This is a genomic window from Sandarakinorhabdus oryzae (assembly GCF_009733735.1).
Lineage (GTDB): Bacteria > Pseudomonadota > Alphaproteobacteria > Sphingomonadales > Sphingomonadaceae > Sandarakinorhabdus > Sandarakinorhabdus oryzae.
Window position 1 is genome coordinate 18,155 of the sequence record NZ_WNJP01000010.1, and the last position, 18,993, is coordinate 37,147.

The 18,993-nt window shown below is 66.5% G+C and carries 19 protein-coding genes; 9 read left to right on the top strand and 10 right to left on the bottom strand.

Annotated elements, in window-relative coordinates; all coding sequences use genetic code 11:
* Positions 1–6: 6 nt before the first annotated feature.
* From GJ693_RS02155 to hisI, 3 genes are read right to left on the bottom strand one after another with little or no spacing between them, the layout of a single operon-like run.
* On the bottom strand, positions 7–621 hold the full coding sequence (locus GJ693_RS02155; RefSeq protein ID WP_197041898.1) for a Rossmann-fold NAD(P)-binding domain-containing protein: 615 nt from the start codon (positions 619–621) through the stop codon (positions 7–9).
* The gene (locus GJ693_RS02160) at positions 618–1,826 is read right to left on the bottom strand and encodes a cytochrome P450 (RefSeq protein WP_156254695.1); all 1,209 of its coding nucleotides are present in this window, start codon (positions 1,824–1,826) and stop codon (positions 618–620) included. The genes GJ693_RS02155 and GJ693_RS02160 overlap by 4 nt, the downstream gene beginning before the upstream one ends.
* On the bottom strand, positions 1,823–2,194 hold the full coding sequence (gene hisI, locus GJ693_RS02165) for a phosphoribosyl-AMP cyclohydrolase (protein WP_156254696.1): 372 nt from the start codon (positions 2,192–2,194) through the stop codon (positions 1,823–1,825). The genes GJ693_RS02160 and hisI overlap by 4 nt, the downstream gene beginning before the upstream one ends.
* Before the next feature lie 98 nt (positions 2,195–2,292).
* Here hisI and purF point away from each other — a divergent pair, with 98 nt between their 5' ends.
* Both purF and GJ693_RS02175 read left to right on the top strand, forming a co-directional pair.
* A complete protein-coding gene (purF, locus tag GJ693_RS02170; RefSeq protein WP_156254712.1) occupies positions 2,293–3,750 on the top strand; it encodes an amidophosphoribosyltransferase in 1,458 nt (485 codons plus the stop codon).
* Positions 3,751–3,791: 41 nt separating this feature from the next.
* Complete coding sequence (locus tag GJ693_RS02175) at positions 3,792–4,463, top strand: SDR family NAD(P)-dependent oxidoreductase (RefSeq protein ID WP_156254697.1); 672 nt, start codon at positions 3,792–3,794, stop codon at positions 4,461–4,463.
* Between the two features lie 65 nt (positions 4,464–4,528).
* On the opposite strand, the gene def is transcribed toward GJ693_RS02175, so the two are convergent.
* On the bottom strand, positions 4,529–5,086 hold the full coding sequence (gene def / locus GJ693_RS02180) for a peptide deformylase (RefSeq protein ID WP_156254698.1): 558 nt from the start codon (positions 5,084–5,086) through the stop codon (positions 4,529–4,531).
* A 240-nt stretch (positions 5,087–5,326) separates the two neighbouring features.
* The gene (locus tag GJ693_RS02185) at positions 5,327–7,939 is read right to left on the bottom strand and encodes a TonB-dependent receptor (protein WP_156254699.1); all 2,613 of its coding nucleotides are present in this window, start codon (positions 7,937–7,939) and stop codon (positions 5,327–5,329) included.
* 218 nt (positions 7,940–8,157) lie between these two features.
* Between GJ693_RS02185 and GJ693_RS02190 the strand changes: the two genes are divergently transcribed.
* Both GJ693_RS02190 and GJ693_RS02195 read left to right on the top strand, forming a co-directional pair.
* Entirely contained in the window at positions 8,158–8,931 is a 774-nt protein-coding gene (locus GJ693_RS02190) for a glucose 1-dehydrogenase (protein ID WP_197041899.1), read from the top strand.
* 123 nt (positions 8,932–9,054) lie between these two features.
* Positions 9,055–9,927: an AraC family transcriptional regulator gene (locus GJ693_RS02195; protein WP_156254701.1), complete on the top strand. Its 873-nt coding sequence runs from the start codon at positions 9,055–9,057 to the stop codon at positions 9,925–9,927.
* A 13-nt stretch (positions 9,928–9,940) separates the two neighbouring features.
* Here GJ693_RS02195 and GJ693_RS02200 read toward each other — a convergent pair whose 3' ends face one another.
* Complete coding sequence (locus GJ693_RS02200) at positions 9,941–10,432, bottom strand: DUF2306 domain-containing protein (RefSeq protein ID WP_156254702.1); 492 nt, start codon at positions 10,430–10,432, stop codon at positions 9,941–9,943.
* Positions 10,433–10,528: 96 nt separating this feature from the next.
* Between GJ693_RS02200 and rlmN the strand changes: the two genes are divergently transcribed.
* Entirely contained in the window at positions 10,529–11,872 is a 1,344-nt protein-coding gene (rlmN, locus tag GJ693_RS02205) for a 23S rRNA (adenine(2503)-C(2))-methyltransferase RlmN (protein WP_235902562.1), read from the top strand.
* On the opposite strand, the gene GJ693_RS02210 is transcribed toward rlmN, so the two are convergent.
* The 3 genes from GJ693_RS02210 to hrcA form a co-directional block, all read right to left on the bottom strand.
* Positions 11,869–13,092, bottom strand: coding sequence for an SAM-dependent methyltransferase (locus tag GJ693_RS02210; protein ID WP_156254703.1), 1,224 nt, complete (start codon positions 13,090–13,092; stop codon positions 11,869–11,871). The genes rlmN and GJ693_RS02210 overlap by 4 nt on opposite strands.
* Positions 13,093–13,221: 129 nt before the next feature.
* Entirely contained in the window at positions 13,222–13,737 is a 516-nt protein-coding gene (locus GJ693_RS02215) for a nucleotide exchange factor GrpE (protein ID WP_156254704.1), read from the bottom strand.
* A complete protein-coding gene (hrcA, locus tag GJ693_RS02220; RefSeq protein WP_156254705.1) occupies positions 13,734–14,786 on the bottom strand; it encodes a heat-inducible transcriptional repressor HrcA in 1,053 nt (350 codons plus the stop codon). Before hrcA ends, GJ693_RS02215 begins: the two co-directional genes overlap by 4 nt.
* A 104-nt stretch (positions 14,787–14,890) precedes the next feature.
* Between hrcA and rph the strand changes: the two genes are divergently transcribed.
* The 4 genes from rph to hemW are packed head-to-tail and all read left to right on the top strand — an operon-like array spanning position 14,891 to position 17,866.
* Positions 14,891–15,607, top strand: a complete 717-nt coding sequence (gene rph / locus GJ693_RS02225) for a ribonuclease PH (protein ID WP_156254706.1) — start codon at positions 14,891–14,893, stop codon at positions 15,605–15,607.
* Positions 15,604–16,122, top strand: coding sequence for a YcxB family protein (locus GJ693_RS02230; protein ID WP_156254707.1), 519 nt, complete (start codon positions 15,604–15,606; stop codon positions 16,120–16,122). Before rph ends, GJ693_RS02230 begins: the two co-directional genes overlap by 4 nt.
* Positions 16,119–16,724 (top strand): RdgB/HAM1 family non-canonical purine NTP pyrophosphatase, encoded by a 606-nt coding sequence (rdgB, locus tag GJ693_RS02235; protein WP_156254708.1) that lies wholly within the window; start codon positions 16,119–16,121, stop codon positions 16,722–16,724. Before GJ693_RS02230 ends, rdgB begins: the two co-directional genes overlap by 4 nt.
* A complete protein-coding gene (hemW, locus tag GJ693_RS02240) occupies positions 16,724–17,866 on the top strand; it encodes a radical SAM family heme chaperone HemW (protein ID WP_156254709.1) in 1,143 nt (380 codons plus the stop codon). Before rdgB ends, hemW begins: the two co-directional genes overlap by 1 nt.
* On the opposite strand, the gene GJ693_RS02245 is transcribed toward hemW, so the two are convergent.
* The coding region (locus tag GJ693_RS02245; protein WP_156254710.1) for a penicillin-binding protein activator at positions 17,863–18,993 on the bottom strand (1,131 nt) is incomplete at its 5' end. The genes hemW and GJ693_RS02245 overlap by 4 nt on opposite strands.

The window sequence follows — 18,993 nt, forward strand, 5'->3', positions numbered from 1 at the left end:
TTACGTTTACGTTAAGGTCAAGCTGGCGATGACGCGGTTGGTGTGGCGGAAGACGCCGGGTTCGCTGCGCATGGTCAGCGTCACGATGGCACCCGCCACCGCCTCTGCCGGCAGGCTGCCGACATCGCGCGGCAGGAACGGGTCCATCACCGGGGCGGCCCATTGCAGGAAGCGCTCAACGGGCCGGCGTTCGGCGCGGGGGCCGATGAGGAGGCCGGGTTGCAATATGTCGAGGCTGGAGAAGCCCATGGCGGTGAGCGCGACTTCCACCTCGCCCTTGGTGCGCGGGTAGAGCAGGCTGGACCTGGGGTTGGCGCCGACGCTGCTGACCAGGATGAAGTGGGTGACGCCGGCGGCCTTGGCGGCGCGGGCGAAGGCGAGGACGGCGTCGTGGTCGACGGCCCGGAACGCGGCATCGCTGCCCGCCTTGGCCCGCGTCGTGCCAAGCGCGCAGACGGCGACCTGGGCTTCCGGCAGTGGGGGCAGATCGTCGAAATCGGCGACCACACCGAGGTGGCCGGGGATAGGACGGCGGCTGACGGGGATGATTTCCATCGCCTCCGTCGCTTTGAGGACGAGCCCGCCGACAAGTCCGGTGGCGCCGGCCAGCAGGACCCTCACGGGCGAACCCACAGTTGCTGCACGCCGTTGAACGCCGCCGAGATGTTGCGCTCGATGGGGTCGCCGGTCAGTGCCAGATTCGGGAAGCGCGCGAACAGGCGGGTGAGCGCGATTTCCGCTTCGGCGCGGGCCAGGGGCGCGCCAAGGCAGAAATGCACGCCGCCACCGAAGGCAAAGTGCGTCTTGTCGGCCCGGTCGATGTCGAACCTGAGCGGGTCCTCGTGCAGCGCCGGGTCCTGTCCCGCCGCCATCAGGAAGGTGGTCACGGCCTCGCCCGCCCGCACCGGGCAGCCGCCGATCTCGCGCGGCTCCAGCGGGATGCGCAAGGATTGCACCACCGGCGGGTCAAAGCGCAGCGTTTCCTCGATGGCATCGGCCATGCGCGCGGAGTTGGCCTGCACCTTGGCCAATTGTTCGGGGTGGCTCAGCAGGGCGAGCACGCAATTGCCGATCAGATCGGTGGTGGTGAGATTGCCGGCGAGCAGCAACAGGTTGCACATGGTGACGATTTCCTGCGTCGTCAGCCGGTCCTCGCCATCCGCAGCCGCAATGAGGGCGCTGATCAGGTCATCGCGCGGGGCGGCGCGGCGTTCGGCAATGGCGCGCTCGAAATAGGCGGTCAGCGCGTCGGCATTCTCCTTGAGCCGCGCCAACAATTCCGGCGTGCGGATCGGTGAGAAGACATTGGCCAGGCCCTTCGACCAGCGCTGGAAATCCGGCCGATCGGCGGCGCCGACGCCCAGCATCTCGGCAATCACGATGATCGGCAGCGGCGAGGAAAATTCCTCGATAATGTCAAACTTGTCCTTGCCCGCCACCGCGTCGAGCAATTCATCGGCCACCTCCACCACCCTGGGCTTCACCGCCTCGATGGCGCGGGCGTTGAAGGCGTGGGTGACCAGCCGGCGCAGGCGGGCATGATCGGGATCATCCAGCACCAGCATCGATCGCGGGGCTTCACGGTCCTGGTCGGTGGTCAGGCGCTGCACGATGGTGTCGGGCGCGGCATTGCGCTGATCGACCGACAGGCTGCGGTCCTTCAGCGTGGCCGCCACATCGGCGGCGCGGGTGAGCAGCACGCGGCCCAGCACCTTGTCTTCATGCACCGGATCGGCGGCGCGCAGCACATCGAAACGTTCGTGCGGGCGGTTGCGGAAGGTCTCGTCAAACACGGTGACCTCCAGGCCGGTGGGAACCGTGCTCATTTGCCGTCTCCGATCATCACCAGCCGGCCGCCATCGAGCCGGCGATAGAAGCAATTCTGCCGCCCGGTGTGGCAGGCCGGCCCAGCCGGCTCTACCCGCAGCAGCAGGCAATCCTGGTCGCAATCCACCCTGATCTCGACAACGCGCTGGATGGCGCCGCTGGTCGCCCCCTTGTGCCACAGCTCGCGGCGGCTGCGGCTCCAGTAATGCGCCTCGCCGGTGGCCAGCGTGGCGGCCAGCGCATCGGCGTTCATGTGGGCGACCATCAGCACGGCGCCGCTGTCGGCATCGACGGCCACCGCCGTCAGCAGGCCATCGGCGCCCCAGCGCGGTTGGAATTCCAGCGTTTCGTCCACTGCATGGCTCATGTGACACTTTCATCACAACACGGGGGGCGACAAACCCCCGCCTGCGCCCTATATGGCGCGGCATCTGCCGAATGACAAAGGCCGCCCACATGGAATCGATGCTCACCACCAATCCGTGGGAAGATGACCATCTCCACGAGGAATGCGGCGTGTTCGGCGTCTATGGCGCGGAAGGCGCGGCCGCTCTGGTGGCGCTGGGGCTGCACGCCCTGCAGCACCGCGGCCAGGAAGCGGCCGGCATCACCAGTTTCGACGGCAAGGATTTCCACACCCACCGCGCCATGGGGCATGTGGCCGGCAATTTCGACAATGATGCGGTGATCAACAAGCTGAAGGGCGAGATCGCCATCGGCCACAACCGCTATTCCACCACCGGCGAAACCGCGCTGCGCAACGTGCAGCCGCTGTTTGCCGAACTGGCCTCGGGCGGCTTCTCGGTCGCCCACAACGGCAATATTTCCAACGCGATGACCCTGCGCCGCGAACTGGTGCGGCGCGGCGCCATCTTCCAGTCGACCAGCGATACCGAGGTGATCATCCACCTCGTCGCCACCTCCTCCTACCGCACGCTGCTTGATCGCTTCATCGACGCGCTGAAGCGGGTGGAAGGCGCCTACAGCCTGATCTGCCTCACCGCCGAAGGCATGCTCGCCTGCCGCGATCCGCTCGGCATCCGGCCGCTGGTGCTGGGCCGCCTGGGCGACAGCTACATCCTCGCGTCCGAAACCGTCGCGCTCGACATGGTGGGTGCCACCTTCCTGCGCTCGGTCGAACCGGGCGAGCTGATCATCATCACCGGCCGTGGCCTGCGCTCGATCCGGCCGTTCGCGCCGGTGCGCGCCCGGCCGTGCATCTTCGAGCATGTCTATTTCAGCCGGCCCGATTCGATGATGGACGGCAGCAGCGTCTATGAGGTGCGCAAGCGCATCGGCGCCGAACTGGCCCGCGAAAACCCGGTCGAGGCCGACATGGTGGTGCCGGTGCCGGACAGCGGCGTGCCCGGCGCCATCGGCTATGCCCAGGAAAGCGGCATCCCCTTCGAACTGGGCATCATCCGCAGCCACTATATCGGCCGCACCTTCATTCAGCCCGGCGACCAGATCCGCAACCTGGGCGTCAAGCTGAAGCACAACGCCAACCGCGCGCTGATCGCCGGCAAGCGCATCGTGCTGATCGACGATTCGATCGTGCGCGGCACAACATCCGTGAAGATTGTGCAGATGCTGCGCGAAGCCGGCGCCGAAGAGGTGCATATGCGCATCGCCAGCCCGCCGACGCGGCACAGCTGCTTCTATGGGGTGGACACGCCGGAACGCTCCAAGCTGCTGGCGGCGCAGATGGACGTCGAGCGCATGCGCGATTTCATCAAGGTGGACAGCCTGTCCTTCCTCTCCATCGACGGCCTCTATCGCGCCGTTGGCGAGCCCACCCGTGACGAGCACGCGCCGCAATATTGCGATGCCTGCTTCACCGGCGATTATCCCACCCGCCTGACCGACCAGGAAGAGGTGGAAGTGCCTGACCAGCTGAGCTTGCTGGCCGAGCGCGTCATCTGAGGCGCTTGCCCTGCCCGCCCCTGCCCGCCTAAGGCCCCCGCATGACTGACAGCACCGACAAGAAGCTCGCCCTGGTGACGGGCGCCAGCCGCGGCATTGGCGCCGCCACCGCCGAAATGCTGGCCCGCGAAGGCTGGCACGTCATCCTCACTGCCCGCACCGAGGCCGGGCTGAAGGAAGTGGACGACCGCATCCACAAGGCCGGCGGCACCGCCACCATCGCACCGTTCGACCTGACCGATGGCGAGGCCATCGACCGGCTGGGCAGTGCCATCGGCGCGCGCTGGGGCCGGATCGACGCGCTGATCCTCAACGCCGCGCAGCTGGGCACGCTGGCGCCGGTGCCGCACCTGGACCTGAAGGAATGGGACAAGCTGCTGGCGATCAACCTCACCGCCAACATGCGGCTGATCCGGGCGCTCGATCCCTGGCTGCGCCAGTCGGCGGCCGGGCACGTGGTTGCGGTCACCTCGTCGGTGGGCAGCACGCCGCGCGCCTATTGGGGCGGCTATGCCGCGACCAAGGCGGCGCTGGAGAATCTGGTCTCCACCTATGGCGAAGAGGTGAAGAACATCTCCGCCATCCGCACGCACATCGTCGATCCCGGCGCCACCCGCACCGTGATGCGCGCCCGCGCCTTCCCCGGTGAAGACCCGACCCGCGTGAAGCCACCGGAAGACGCGGCGCGGCTGATCCTGGACCGGTTGGGCTGAAATCCCCTCTCCCATCTGGGGAGAGGGTCGACTCGCGCGCAGCGCGAGCGGGGTGAGGGATAACCTCAGGCCGCGCGGCGGGTTTTCCGCAGCTTTTCCAGCTTCTTCAGCAGCATGTCGCGCTTGAGCTTGCTCAGGTGATCGATGAACAGCACGCCATTCAAATGGTCCATCTCGTGCTGCAGGCAGGTGGCGAGCAGCCCGTCGAGCTTCTCGTCATGCGGCTTGCCCTGCTCGTCGAGCCATTTGACCTGGATTTCGGCCGGGCGCTGCACATCGGCATACATCTCCGGCACCGACAGGCAGCCTTCCTGATAGACTGACAGGTCGTCGGAGGCCCAGACGATCTCCGGATTGATGAAGACCCGCGGTTCCTTCACGCGCTTGATGTCTTCAGGCTTGGCATCGTCCGGCGTGTCATCCGCCTCGCGCTGCAGATCAATCACCAGGATACGTTCCGGCACGCCAACCTGGATGGCCGCCAGGCCGATGCCCGGCGCGTCATACATGGTCTCGAACATGTCGGCGATCAGCTTGCGATGCGCGTCGGTGACGGTTTTCACCGGTGTGCTGATCTGCTTCAGCCGCGGATCGGGCGTTTCGATGATGGGGAGGATGGCCATGGGCGTGACGTATGGTCGGCGAGGGTTGGCGTCAAGGGTTGGGGGATGGGCGCATTGAAGCGGCCGGCGGCGGAGCCGCCGAGTCCGCTGGGGGCTTAAGGGAAGAGGAAGGAAGGGCGCGGCAAAGCCGCGCCGTCGGACGAGTCAAAAAGGGCGGGGTGTTGGCCCCGCCCTTTTCGCTCGCCGTCCGATCTTGCCGGAGTCGGTGGATAGCTCCGCTATCCACGCGCCCGGCTGCGATTAAAACTTCGTCCTGAGCGTCACGCCATAGGTCCGCGGTTCCGCCGGGAAGGTGATGAAGGTCTGGCTGGCCGAAGCCGACAGGCCCTGGGCCACCGCCCGGAAGGTGCCGCTGCCCTGCAGCGGATTGTCGGCCGCCACCTGCTGATACAGCGTGTTGAAGATGTTCTGGCCCCACAGTTCGATGCCCCACAGCTTGTTCTTGCCATAGATGCCGACGCGGGCGTTCACCAGCGTGTAGGGCGCTTGGATCTTTTCGAAATCGAGGTCAGACCCGGTGTTGATCGCCGAGGAATGACGGAAATCGATGTAAGCCAGACCCGACAGATTGTCGCCGATCGGCGGGGTCCAGGTCGCCGAACCGGTGGCCACCCACTGCTGCGAGTTGGACAGGTTGCGGCCCGGCAGCTGGAACAGGGTCGGCGCCAGCGACACGCCGTTGAGGCCGGCCAGCTGGCTGGCATAGCGGGTGTCGGCATAGGTCAGGCCAGCGTTGAAGCTGAGATACTTGACCGGGTAGAAGCCGGCTTCGATTTCGACGCCCTTGCTGACCAGGCCCGGCTTCTTCTTGCCGGTGCAGGCCGAGTTGCCGGCGATCAGATCGCGATCCTTGCCGCCCAGATCAACCGAGCAGCCTTCGATGTTGGTCACTTCGAAGTTCACACCGTTGAACGTGTTGAGCTGGAAGTCGTCGAACTTCTGATAGAAGGCGGCGACGTTCAGCTTGAACTGCTTGAGGTCCAGCTTGGTGCCGAATTCGAAGGCGTTCACCTTTTCCTGCGCGAATTGCAGGTTGAAGGCCGACGGCGCCGTGGCGTTGAGCGCCGAGCTGTCGAGGTTGAAACCGCCCGCCTTGTAGCCACGCGAGTAGCTGCCGTAGACCAGCAGATCAGGCGTGAACTTGTAGGACAGCACGGCGGTGCCGGTGAATTCGCTTTCGTTGCGGATGGTGCCCGGATCACCAACATTGAAGCCGGGGCCGGTGGTGTTGTTGATCACGCAGGCGACCGAGGTGACGGTCGGCCGCAGACCGTTCAGCGCGGCGAACGGACCGCCCACCAGCGACGGCGCGTTCCGCAGAGCACCGCAGAAATTGTTGTTGGACAGGAACTTGCTTTCCAGTTCCTTTTTCTCGTGCGTGTAGCGCAGACCCACAGTCAGCAGCAGCTTGTCAGGCACCAGGCTGATGACGTTGTGGGTGAAGAAGGCATAGTTGGTGCTCTTCTGCTTGAAATAGCCGCCCTGCACGATGCCGGTGCCGTTGAGCAGGCTCTGCCCGGTCGGCGGGGTGTAGCCGATCGCAGTGGCAAACAGGCCAAGCGTGTTGGCGCTGCCGGTCAGGCCGGCGAACTGGGCGTTGTAATAACGCTCGAAATCGGCGCCATAGATCAGATTGTCGTCAGTGCGCAGGGTTTCCGAAGCGAAATAGGCACCAACCAGGTAGTCGAGCCGGTCATTCAAGGCGGTGCCGTTGTAGCGCAGTTCCTGGCTGAAGGTCTGGAACTTGCGGTTCTGGTCATCACGCTTCAGCAGGTCGAAGACGTTGAAATCCGCATCCTGCGCCGCCTTGTTCTTGAACTCGCGATAGGCGGTGATGGAGGTCAGCTGGCCATTGCCCAGCTGCCAGTTGAGTTCACCCGAAACACCCCAGTCGCGGGTGCGCTGGTTGTAGCTGGCACCCGGCGTGATCGAGGTCTGGTAGAGATATTTGGCACCATTGGTCGGCACATTGTAGACGCCGCCCAGGCTGCGCACCAGGCCCGCGATCGTGTTGGGCGACTGCACGACATTGCCGCTGGCATCGCGTGACAGGTTCTGCAGCGGGGCCAGGATGGCGGCGCCGCAGCATTCCTCGTCCTTCTGGTTGTAGTCGCCGATGATGCGGATCGACAGATCGTCGGTCGGCTTCAGCAGCAGCTGGCCGCGGATCAGGAAGCGATCACGGTCGTTGAGCTTGCGGCCCGACACGGTGTCGGTGAGGAAGCCGTCGCGCTTGTTGTAGAGCGCGTCAACGCGGAAGGCGGCCTTGTCACCGGCAATCGGGCCGGTCAGGCTGCCGACGACGCGGAAGGCGTTGAAATTGCCGTAGCTGACTTCGCCCGCGCCGCCGAATTCAAACTTCGGCTTGGCCGTGGTGATCGACAAGAGACCGGCCGACGCGTTGCGGCCGAACAGCGTGCCCTGCGGGCCGCGCAGCACTTCAATGCCTTCCAGCGGGCCGAGATCGGTCAGGCCAACACCGGTGCGGCTGCGATAGACGCCATCGATGAACACCGCGACCGAGCTTTCAAGGCCGGGGTTTTCACCCACCGTGCCGACGCCGCGGATACGGGCAGCGCCGTTCGATTCATTGGTGGCCGACGAGACCAGCAGCGACGGGGCGAGCTGGTTAAGCTGGCGGATATCGGTACCGCCCGATTTTTCCAGCGCTTCGGCCGAAACGGCGCTGACCGCGATCGGCACGTCCGACAGGAACTGGCTGCGCCGCGTCGCCGTGACGATGATTTCGGCCGGACCGCCGTCATCGGCCTGGGCGGTATCGGCGGGTTGCTGGGCCTGGGCAGCGGCCGGCAGCAGCATGATGGCGGCGGTGGCCAGAAGGAACGTGCGCATGGTGATCTCCCCTGATGGTCGTCGGGGCGGCCTTATGACTCTCTCCCGTACAAAGTGATGGCTAACGCAAGCAATGGGGTTGCGGAAGCGTGACAATTGCATGCGCATGCAAAGAGCACAGTCTGTGTTGCAATGCTGTCACAGTAGGAAACACAGCTTTTCAGACGGGCTGGCGGCGGGCAGGGTGCCGCCACACGAAAAATACAGGGGAGACGGTGATGAATCGACTGGCAGGCAAGGTGGCACTGATCACCGGCGCGGCGCAGGGGCTGGGCGAGGCGATGGCCCGCCGCATGGTGGAGGAAGGCGCCCGCGTGGTGCTGACCGACATCAATGAAGCCGGCGTGCAGGCCGTCGCGGCCAGCCTGGGGGACGCGGCCGTCGCCTGCCGCCATGATGTCACCAGTCCGGATGACTGGGCCGCGGCCATCGCCTTTGCCGAGGAAAAGTTCGGCGGCTTCCACGTGCTGGTGAACAATGCCGGCATTGCGGGCGGCTCCACGGTGGAGGCCACCGATTTCGAAACCTGGAAGCGCGTCCATTCGATCGATCTCGACAGCGTGTTCCTGGGCTGCAAGCTCTCGCTGCCCACCATGGCGCGCACCGTGCGCGAAACCGGCGTGCGCGGCAGCATCATCAACCTGTCCAGCATCGCCGGCGTGATCGCCGCGCACAATTCGGCGGCCTACAACAGCGCCAAGGCGGCCGTGCGCCACCTGACCAAGAGCGTCGCGCTGCACTGCGCCAAGCAGCAATATCGCATCACCTGCAACAGCATCCACCCGGTGTTCATCGATACGCCGATCCTGAAAGGCATCACCGACGCCATGGGCCGCGAGGCGGGTCTGGCCAAGCTGGGCCGCCAGATCCCGCTGGGGGCGGTGGGCGAACCCGACGACATCGCCTGGGCCGCGGTCTATCTTGCCAGTGACGAGGCCAAGATGGTCACCGGCCATGGCCTCTATGTCGACGGCGGCATCAGCGCGATGTGAGGTGCCTGCCCGGCCGCTGCCTGATCAACAGATGAAATCCCCGCAACTTTGACCCGCATCATCTTGCCCAATGCGGGGCAATGGTACACGGCCATCCTTCAGCGTGGCGTTCGGGGGAGTGCCGTGTTCAGTGACAGCCAAAGCCGGAATGTCCTTCCCGATGTGCATTTTGCGCTGCCGGCGCCGCATCTGCGGCCGCTGATCACGACCTATTATGGCGTCACCACGCCGGTCGCGCTGGAAGACCATCTCCACCCTGAATGGGGCAATATCCGCTTCACGCTGCGCGGCGAATGGACGGTCGAACGGCCGGGCTGCAGCGACCCCACCCCGCCGCGCGGCGCTCTGTTCGGGCCCACCGATCGCACCGGCATCGTGCGCTCGGCCGGGCCGGGCAGCACCATCGGCGCCGGGCTGACCGCGCTGGGCTGGGCGACCTTCGTCCACCAATCCGCCCATGATCACGCCAATCGCATCCACGATCTGGCCGAAATCCACGGCGACGCCGCCGACCGCCTGTGGGCCGATCTGTGCGCGGCCGACTGGGAGGGCTGCTGCGCGCTGTTCGACGCCTGGTTCACCGCCCTGGCCGCCGCTGCGCCGCCGCCCGATCCGCTGATCGCGCGGGTGGAGCAGGCACTGGTCCACGGCAATATCGATACCGTGCACGTCTTTGCCGACGGGCTTGCCCTGACCGAGCGCACCCTGGCCCGCCTGTGCCACCGCGCCTTCGGCTTTTCGCCCAAGAGCCTGCTGCGCCGCCAGCGCTTCCTGCGCACCCTGGCCCAGATCGGTGACCGGCTCGACCAGCCGCTCTCCGTGCTGCTCGACGGCGGCTATTATGACCAGTCGCACTTCATCCGCGAGTTCAGGAGCTATATGGGAATGACGCCGCTGGCCTATTTCCACTCGCCGCGCCAGATGATGCGCCGCGCCGGCGCCGAACGGCTGCGCACCGCCGGCGCCCGCGTGCAGGGCCTGCACCAGCCGCAATAATCGCCGAGCGCAATCAGCTGAACAGCCAGCGCCCCAAGGTGCGGCCGAACGGCAGGGTAAACAGTCCGGCGATCAGCAGGCTGCCGATGACAAGGCCCCTGATCGTGCGTTCATGGCCGGCGCGATCATGGCGGCGGGCCTTCAGCACGGCCACCGGCACCATCACCGCCACGAACAGGCTGAGCGCGTGGACGGGCGAGATGTCACCAGCAAACACGCCGCCCGATCGGCTGGAGCCGGCGTTGAAGAACAAAGTGAACAGGGCGTTGCCCCACATCAGGCCGGCCCACAGCCGGCCCCAGGTGCGGTGGTCCGGCGTGCCCTTCGGCCGGGTCAACATCACCACGGTCAGCGCCATCGTGCCCACCATGCTGATCAGGTGCAGCTGCACCATCAGCGGCAGGGCCGGGAAATGGCTGCCTCCCCGGGCCATCGCCAGCAGCACCACCGCCAGCAGCGCTGCCGTGGCAATGGCGAGATTGCGATTTGACAGGACAGTCGACATCAGGCTCCCCCGGTAACAGGGCGCTTTGTGTCGCCGCGCCAATGCGGCACTGCAAGCGGTTTTACGCTGGGGCGGTTTTGCGATATGGGCCGCGCGATGATGAACTCTCCCCCCCACGACGACATGGCGCTGCCGGCGGATGTCATGCCGATCCCCGGCCCGTCCGACCCGATGGTGCTGCCGCGGAAGGCGACGGAGCGCGCCGATGGCAAGCGCTGGCTGATCGGCCTGTCGAAGGCGCAATTGCGTGAGGCGCTGGCCGGCATCGGCGTGCCCGAACGCCAGGTGAAGATGCGCGCCTCCCAGGTGTGGCACTGGCTCTACAACCGCGGCGTCACCGAGGTGGCGGCGATGGCCAACATCAGCCGCGAAACCCGCGAGCTGATCGCGCAGCATTTCGTGGTTGGTCGGCCCGAGGTGGTGACGGCGCAGGTCTCGAACGACGGCACCCGCAAGTGGCTGCTGCGCTTTGGCGACGGCGAGGAAGCCGAGTGCGTGTTCATCCCGGATGCCTGGCGCGGCACCTTGTGCGTGTCGAGCCAGGTCGGCTGCACATTGAACTGCCGGTTCTGCCACACTGGCACGATGAAGCTGGTGCGCAACCTCACTGCGGCCGAGATCGTGGGCCAGGTGATGCTGGCGCGCGACGCGCTGGGCGAATGGCCGGGCGCAGCGCCGGTGGCGATCACGCGGCCGACGGTGAGCGATGCCGCCGACGACCTCGACGAGGATGATGTGCCGTGGATCCCCGGCGCGCACAATCCGGGCAGCAACTACACATCCGAAGGCCGCATGCTCACCAACATCGTGATGATGGGCATGGGCGAGCCACTGTATAATTTCGAGAATGTGCGCGATGCGCTGCAGATCGTCATGGATGGCGACGGGCTGGGTCTGTCCAAGCGGCGCATCACGCTTTCGACCAGCGGCGTCGTGCCGATGATGGCCAGGGCGGGCAAGGAGATCGGCGTCAACCTCGCCGTCTCGCTGCATGCCGTCTCCAAGGAGATCCGCGACGAGATCGTGCCGATCAACAAGAAATACGGCATCGAGCAGCTGCTGCAGGCCTGTGCCGATTATCCCGGCGCAAACAACGCGCGGCGGATCACCTTCGAATATGTGATGCTGGCTGGCAAGAACGACAGCGACGAGGATGCGCGCGAACTGGTCCGCCTGATCCGCAAGTACAAGCTGCCGGCCAAGGTCAACCTGATCCCGTTCAACCCGTGGCCGGGTAGCATCTATGAATGCTCCTCACAGGACCGCATCCGCGCCTTTTCAGACATCATCTTCAAGGCCGGCATCTCCGCCCCGGTGCGCACCCCGCGCGGGCGGGACATCATGGCCGCCTGCGGCCAGCTGAAATCGGCCAGCGAGAAGATCAGCCGGGCGGAGCTTGATCGGCGTGCGGCGGAGAAAGAGCTGAACTGGGTGGATTAAGGCGCCCCGCCCGGCAATTTCTTCTCCATGTCGCGCATATAATCCCGGCTCAAGGGGAGCGCGTCGCGACGCTTGGTCATCTGCACCTGCACGTTCATGTGGCCATCGTTGGCGAAGGCGCAGTGGGCGGCAGCGAGGTAGAACATCCACATGCGGTAGAAGCGGCCGTCATACAGCGCCTCGATCTCGGCCTGCTTTTCGGCGCAGCGGTCATACCAGGCCTTCAGCGTGTGGGCATAATGGAGGCGCAGCACCTCGATGTCGGTGATCCACAGCCAGGCCCGCTCCACCGCCGGCACGATCTGGCTCAGTGCCGGGGAATAACCGCCGGGGAAGATATATTTGGCCGTCCACGGATCGGTCGCCCCCGGCCCGTCGGCGCGTGCGATGGTGTGCAGCAGCGCCACGCCGTCGGTGGCGAGCAGCCGCTCAACCGTTTCGAAGAATTGGCGGTAATGCGGCAGGCCGACATGTTCGAACATGCCGATCGAGACGATGCGATCAAACTGGCCGGTCATCTGGCGATAGTCGATCAGCTGATAATCGACCCCAGTCAGCCCCTGCCGCGCGGCTTCGGCCTTCGCATATTTCAACTGCTCTTCCGAAAGGGTGATGCCGGTCACATGGGCACCTGACACCTTGTGGATGTAGCGCGCCAGTCCGCCCCAACCGCAGCCGATATCGAGCACGCGCTGCCCCGGCTTCAGGTCGAGCTTGGCGGCAATATGGGCGAGCTTGGCTTCCTGCGCGGCTTCCAGCGTGGTGATGCCTGGCGCCCAATAGGCGCAGCTGTATTGCCGGTGCGGATCGAGGAACAGGTCATAAAGCCGGTCGTCGAGATCATAATGATGGGCAACGTTGCGCTTGGAACGGCGCTCGAAGTTGATGCCATCCCACCAGGCCGCGAGCCGCGCCTGCCGCCACAGAGCAAAGCGCACCGGGTTGTCGCGTTCCCAGCGCAGGTTCCAGGTGACGAGATCGAGCAACGCGAAGACGTCGCCCTGTTCCAGCACCAGCCGGCCATCCATGAAGGCTTCGCCCGCGCCGAGCGCCGGGTTGAGCGCGATCGCGCGGGCAGTGGCGTTGTCAGCGAGGCGGATGCGCAGCGGCGCGCGGGTTGCGCTGGGCTTGCCATAGCGGCGTTCCTTGCCGGCGGGGTCGATCACGACCAGTTCGCCATCCTGCAGGAAACGGGTGAAGAGACGGTCAAACAGCCACATGCCGCCACCATGCCAAGGAAGACGCCGCGGGGAAAGCCCGCAGCGTCACCTGCATGTCCATAGCTGCTGGCTATGCCGCGCAGGTCAGTCGTTCGCGCGCGCCACGCTGACCCCCGCGACGCGCAGGCGTCAGCCGGAGCGCGCCACGCTCACCATCGCCGGACGCAGCAGGCGATCACGGATCGTCCAGCCGCTCGCCAGTTCGGCCACCACGCTGCCGGCGTCATGGTCGCTGTCCACCTCGATCATCGCCTGGTGGCGGTTGGGATCCAGCGCCTCGCCGGGGGTGATCTCGATGCGGTTGATGCCCTGGCGACCAAAGATGGCCAGCAACTCGCGCTCGGTCGCCTCGATGCCAGCGCGGACATTGTCAAAGCCCTCGGCCGGCAACGCGGCGACAGCACGGCGCAGATTCTCGGCCACCGCCAGCATGTCGCGGGCAAAGCCGGTGACAGCATATTGCGTGGCTTCGGCCTTGTCGCGCTCCAGCCGGCGGCGGGTGTTCTCCAGATCGGCCATGGCCCGCAGCACGCGGTCCTTCAGCTCGGCGATTTCCTGGTCCTTGGCCAGCAGTGCTTCGGCCAGATCAAGGGCCGGGGTTTCCGGGGATTCGGGCGTTTCGGTGTTTTCAGTGGCTTCGGTCATGATACCAGTCTGCTCAGGGTTCGGGCGGTGTAATCCACCATGGGGATGACACGCGCATAGTTCAACCGCGTCGGCCCGATAACCCCCACAACGCCGATCACCTTGCCATCGTTGCCGCGATAGGGTGCGGCAATCACGCTGGAGCCGGACAGCGAGAACAGCCGGGATTCGGCGCCGATGAAGATGCGGGTGGCATCCGCCCCGCGCGCCATTTCGAGCAGGCGGATCAGCTCGGCCTTGTCTTCAAGGTCGTCGAGCAACTGGCGCACCCGGTCGATATCGACCGCGCCTTCCACCAGATTGGCCTGGCCGCGCACGATCAGCACCGGCCGCGCCGCCGCATCGGACGACCACACCGCCAGCCCGGCCGACACCGCCGCCTGGGTGAGGGCATCGAGCGTGGCGCGATCGCGGCCGATCTCGGTCTCCAGCCGCGACAGGGCTTCAGCCATGGTCAGCCCGGCGAGCCGCGTGGTGATATAGTTGGCCGCCGCCTCCAGCGTGGTCGGCAGCACGCCCGGCGGCAGATCGAGCAGACGGTTTTCCACACTGCCATCAGCCCCCACCAGCACGACCAACGCCCGCGCCGGGGACAGCGGCACGAAGCTGACCTGGCGGATCACCAGTTCGCGCGCCGGCACCAGCACCAGGCCAGCGCATTGCGACAGGCCCGACAGGGTGGCGGTGGTGCGACTGAGCGCCTCTTCCATCGCCACGCCTGGTGCCAGCCCGGCCTCCAGCGCGGCGCGCTCATCCTCCGACACTTCGCTGGCCTGCATCATGCCATCGACAAACATCCTGAGGCCCAGTTCGGTCGGCAGCCGTCCTGCGGACGTGTGCGGCGCGGCGAGCAGGCCCAGTTCTTCCAGATCCTGCATGACATTGCGGATCGACGCCGGCGACAGGCCCAGGCTGCCGCCCTTGGACAAGGTGCGGCTGCCCACCGGCGAACCCGATGCCAGATAGGCATCGACGATCTGCCGGAAGATGGCACGCGCCCGATCGTTCAGGTCGGCCAGCGCCAACGCCTGCTGATGCGACTGCTGCATGGCCTCAATTTAAGGTGCAGCGCCCGGCCGCGCAATGGGCGCTTCCCTTCGCGGCCGGCGCACAATAAAGCCGCAGCCAACAGCCATCAGGAAAGACACACATCATGCGCCCATCCGGCCGCGCCCCCGATCAGATGCGCACCATCGAGATGATCCCCGGCTTTTCCGCCCATGCCGAAGGCTCCTGCCTGGTCAAGTTCGGCAACACCCATGTGCTGGTGACGGCCAGCGTTGAAGACCGGGTGCCGCCGTGGCTGCGTGGCGGCGGCAAGGGCTGGGTGACGGCCGAATATGGCATGCTGCCGCGCGCCACCCACACCCGCGGCCAGCGCGAAGCCGCCAAGGGCAAGCAATCCGGCCGCACCCAGGAAATCCAGCGCCTGATCGGTCGCAGCCTGCGCGCCGTCACCGATCTGGTGGCGCTGGGCGAACGCCAGATCACGCTGGATTGTGATGTGATCCAGGCCGATGGCGGCACGCGTACGGCGGCGATCTCCGGTGCCTGGGTGGCGCTGCGCCTTGCCATCGATGCCATCCAAGCCAAGACGCCGCTGGCGGCTGACCCGCTCACCAAACAGGTCGCGGCGATTTCCTGCGGGATCTACAATGGCACGCCAGTGCTTGACCTTGATTATATCGAGGACAGCAATGCCGGTACTGACGCCAATTTCGTGCTGACCAACACTGCCGGCATCGTCGAAGTGCAGGGCACGGCCGAAGGCGAGCCGTTCGACGAGGAAAGCCTGCTGCGCCTGCTGCGCCTCGCGCGCATCGGCTGCAACGAGGTGTTTGCCGCGCAGTTGAAAGCGGTCGACAGATGAACCGGCCTGCCTTCGAGGTGCGCTATCGCATAACGCTGGACGAGTACATCGCTTCACAGCGCCATGGCTGCTGGCGGACGTGGCGATGGGTGGCGCTGGGCATCGCGGTGTTGCTGCCGGTTGGACTCTACGAAGCTGTCGTCAACGGAGAACATGACAGCTTTGCCCTGATCTGGTCGGTCCTGATGGGGCTATACCTGCTGGTTTTCTTTCAGTTCCTCTTGCCGCGGCGAGCGCGGCGTGTGTTTGCCGAAAGCAAGTCCATGCATGGCGAACAATGTTTGCAATTGTCGGACCATCAGGTCGAATTCAGCAGTGACAGCGGCGTTTATCGCCTGCCGTGGCAGGATGTGCACAAATGGGACGAATATCGCGGCGTGTTCATGATCTATCCGAGCAGCGCGATGATGGTGTTGGTGCCGGCCACCCGCATTGATGGTGCCGCCATGGCCTTTGCCAAGGCTCGTCTGGCAGATACCGGCCTGCCCACCGCTGGCAAGGTACGCCGGAAATGACGCGCCGCGCGCTCAAGCGGGGCAGGCTGGTGCTGGCCACGCACAATCCTGGCAAGGTGGTTGAGCTGGCCGAGTTGCTGAACCCGCATGGACTCGATGTGGTGTCGGCTGGCGAGTTGGGGCTGCCCGAGCCGGACGAGACCGAGGACAGTTTCATCGGCAATGCCCGGCTGAAGGCGCACGCCGCCGCCACCGCCAGTGGCCTGCCGGCAATTGCTGACGACAGTGGCCTGTGTGTGGACGGGCTGGGCGGCGCGCCGGGCATCTATTCGGCGCGCTGGGCAGGTCCGGGCAAGGATTTCGCGGTCGCCATGGCGCGGGTGAACGACGAGCTGGGCGACCGCCCGCGCACCGCCCATTTCATCTGCGCCCTGTGCGTGGCCTGGCCCGATGGCCATACAGAGGTGGTGGAAGGCCGGGTGGACGGCACGCTCGTCTGGCCGCCGCGCGGGGGCAATGGCTTTGGCTATGATCCGATGTTCCTGATGGACGGCAAGGCGCAGACCTATGGCGAGATGCCCCGGGCCGACAAGGAAGCCGACAACCATCGCGCGCGGGCCTTCCGGTTGCTGGAAGCGCTGCTGCCGCCGGTGGCCGGCTGATGGCGGCAGATCCGGTCGCGCTCTACGTCCATTGGCCGTTCTGCGTCACCAAATGCCCCTATTGCGACTTCAATAGCCACGTCCGGGATCAGGTTGACCAGGCGGCCTGGCAGGATGCCCTGCTCGCCGATCTGGCCTTTGAGGCCGCCCGCCTGCCCGGCCGCCGGCTGGCCAGCATCTTCTTTGGCGGCGGCACCCCCAGCCTGATGCCGCCCACAACCGTCGCCGCCATCATCGATGCGGCGTGCCGGCACTGGTCGCCGGAGCCCGATCTGGAAATCACGCTGGAAGCCAACCCGTCGAGCGTCGAGGCCGGCCGCTTTGCCGGTTTCGCCAGCGCCGGGGTCAATCGCCTCAGCCTGGGCGTGCAGGCGCTCGACGACGCCGCGCTCAAACTGCTCGGCCGGCCGCACGATGTCGCCGCGGCGCTGGCCGCCCTGGACGTGGCGCAAGCAACATTTGGCCGGGTCAGCCTCGATCTCATCTATGACCGGCCGGGGATGACGCGCGAAAGCTGGGAGGCGGAACTCACCCGCGCGCTCGGTTTCGGCACCACCCATCTCTCGCTCTACCAGCTCACCATCGAGCCCGGCACGCGCTTTGCCGCCCTCCATGCCCGCGGCCAGCTGCGGATGCCGGACGAGGACACCAGTGCCGACCTGTTCGCCATCACCCAGGCGATGACGGCCGCAGCCGGCGTGCCCGCCTATGAAATCTCCAACCACGCCGCCCCCGGCCTGGAGAGCCGCCACAACCTCACCTATTGGCGCTATGGCGATTATGCCGGCATCGGTCCGGGCGCGCATGGCCGCCGCGACGGTGTCGCCACGCTGCGGCGCAAGAAGCCGGAGGCCTGGTTGGCCGGCGTCACGGAGAGCGGCCATGGCATGGAGAGCGAAACCGCGCTGACAGTAAGCGAACGCACCACCGAGGCGCTGGTGATGGGGCTGCGCCTGGCCGAAGGGCTGGACGCCTCGCGCTTCGCCGTCCGCTCCGGCACTGCGCTGGCCGATGCGGTCAAGCCCGAGGCGGTGGCCCGGCTGGTGTCACACGGCCTGCTGGTCAGCGACGCACGCGGGATTCGCCTCACGCCCGCCGGCTGGCCGCTGGCCAACGCGGTGTTGGCGGAGATTGCGCGTTAGAAGCTGTTGGGCGCTGGCGAGACGACACCGCTGCCCAGCTGATCCACCTCCAGCGCGCGTTCCGCCACGCCGCCCGCCGAGAAGCGGAAGGCGCCATCAATGCCGGCAAAGCCGTCCCGCGCCAGCAGCGCGGCGCGGGGGAAGGCCTGGCCCAGCGGCCAGCGCGCCGCCAGGCTGTTGGCCAGCAGCACCGCGTCATAGCCCAACGAGGCCAGCCGTGACGGGTTGCTGCCATGCTTGGCACGATAGCGCACGGCCAGGCTGTTGAAGCGCGCATCCGACACGGTGGCAAACAGCGCACCCTTCAGCGCCGGCACGCGTTCCAGGCCCGGCTCGTTGTTCCACAATTCGGTGCCCAGGATCACCACCTGGCCAGGGGCTGCGCCATAGCGCGCCAGCGGGGTGAGGAAGCGCGCCGCCACCGAGCCTGAATCGGCGATCATCAGCGCCTGGAACGGCACCGGGGCGAGCGCGCCGGCCACCCGCGCCACCGTGCCATCGGGGCGGATCTGCGGCTTGCCGCTTGCCCGCACCCGCGCATCATAATTGGTCACCTGCGCCGCCGCTGCCGCCAGCTTCGCCGGATCGCGGGCATAAGAGACGACTGCGGTTGAACGGCCGCCGGCCTCGTTCACCGCCTTCACGAACGCGAGGCTGGCACGCTGGCCGTAGGCACCCTGCGGCACCAGCGCGGCAAAACGCTCGATGCCGCGGCTGCGGGCATAGGCAATCACCCGTGCAATCGCCTGGCCGGGCTGGAAGCCCATCACGAACACGTCGCCGCCGGCCACGCCGGTGTCGTTGGAGAAGGACAGGATCGGCACTGGCCGCCCAGCCACCGCCGCCGTCACTTCCGGTACGTCGCTGGCCAGCAGCGGCCCCAGGATCAGCCCTGCACCGGCCGCCATCGCCTTGGCAGCGGCCTCGCCGGCGCCAGCGCCGGTGTCGAAGGTGATCAGTTGCACCTGCGGCTTGCCGAGATCGGTCATCGCCAGCGCCGCGGCATTGGCGATGGACTCGCCCAGCGCCGCGTTGGGGCCGGTCAAGGGCACCAGCAGCGCCACCTTGTTCAGCCGCGCTTCGGGCAGCGGCACCGGCTTGGGCGCCACCACAGGCGGCGGCGGCGG

Coding starts and splice junctions, on each gene's coding strand:
- GJ693_RS02160 (WP_156254695.1), bottom strand. CDS start 1,826: ATGAGCACGGTTCCCACCGGCCTGGAGGTCACCGTGTTTGACGAGACC.
- hisI (WP_156254696.1), bottom strand. CDS start 2,194: ATGAGCCATGCAGTGGACGAAACGCTGGAATTCCAACCGCGCTGGGGC.
- purF (WP_156254712.1), top strand. CDS start 2,293: ATGCTCACCACCAATCCGTGGGAAGATGACCATCTCCACGAGGAATGC.
- GJ693_RS02175 (WP_156254697.1), top strand. CDS start 3,792: ATGACTGACAGCACCGACAAGAAGCTCGCCCTGGTGACGGGCGCCAGC.
- def (WP_156254698.1), bottom strand. CDS start 5,086: ATGGCCATCCTCCCCATCATCGAAACGCCCGATCCGCGGCTGAAGCAG.
- GJ693_RS02185 (WP_156254699.1), bottom strand. CDS start 7,939: ATGCGCACGTTCCTTCTGGCCACCGCCGCCATCATGCTGCTGCCGGCC.
- GJ693_RS02190 (WP_197041899.1), top strand. CDS start 8,158: ATGAATCGACTGGCAGGCAAGGTGGCACTGATCACCGGCGCGGCGCAG.
- GJ693_RS02200 (WP_156254702.1), bottom strand. CDS start 10,432: ATGTCGACTGTCCTGTCAAATCGCAATCTCGCCATTGCCACGGCAGCG.
- rlmN (WP_235902562.1), top strand. CDS start 10,529: ATGATGAACTCTCCCCCCCACGACGACATGGCGCTGCCGGCGGATGTC.
- GJ693_RS02210 (WP_156254703.1), bottom strand. CDS start 13,092: ATGTGGCTGTTTGACCGTCTCTTCACCCGTTTCCTGCAGGATGGCGAA.
- GJ693_RS02215 (WP_156254704.1), bottom strand. CDS start 13,737: ATGACCGAAGCCACTGAAAACACCGAAACGCCCGAATCCCCGGAAACC.
- hrcA (WP_156254705.1), bottom strand. CDS start 14,786: ATGCAGCAGTCGCATCAGCAGGCGTTGGCGCTGGCCGACCTGAACGAT.
- rph (WP_156254706.1), top strand. CDS start 14,891: ATGCGCCCATCCGGCCGCGCCCCCGATCAGATGCGCACCATCGAGATG.
- GJ693_RS02230 (WP_156254707.1), top strand. CDS start 15,604: ATGAACCGGCCTGCCTTCGAGGTGCGCTATCGCATAACGCTGGACGAG.
- rdgB (WP_156254708.1), top strand. CDS start 16,119: ATGACGCGCCGCGCGCTCAAGCGGGGCAGGCTGGTGCTGGCCACGCAC.
- hemW (WP_156254709.1), top strand. CDS start 16,724: ATGGCGGCAGATCCGGTCGCGCTCTACGTCCATTGGCCGTTCTGCGTC.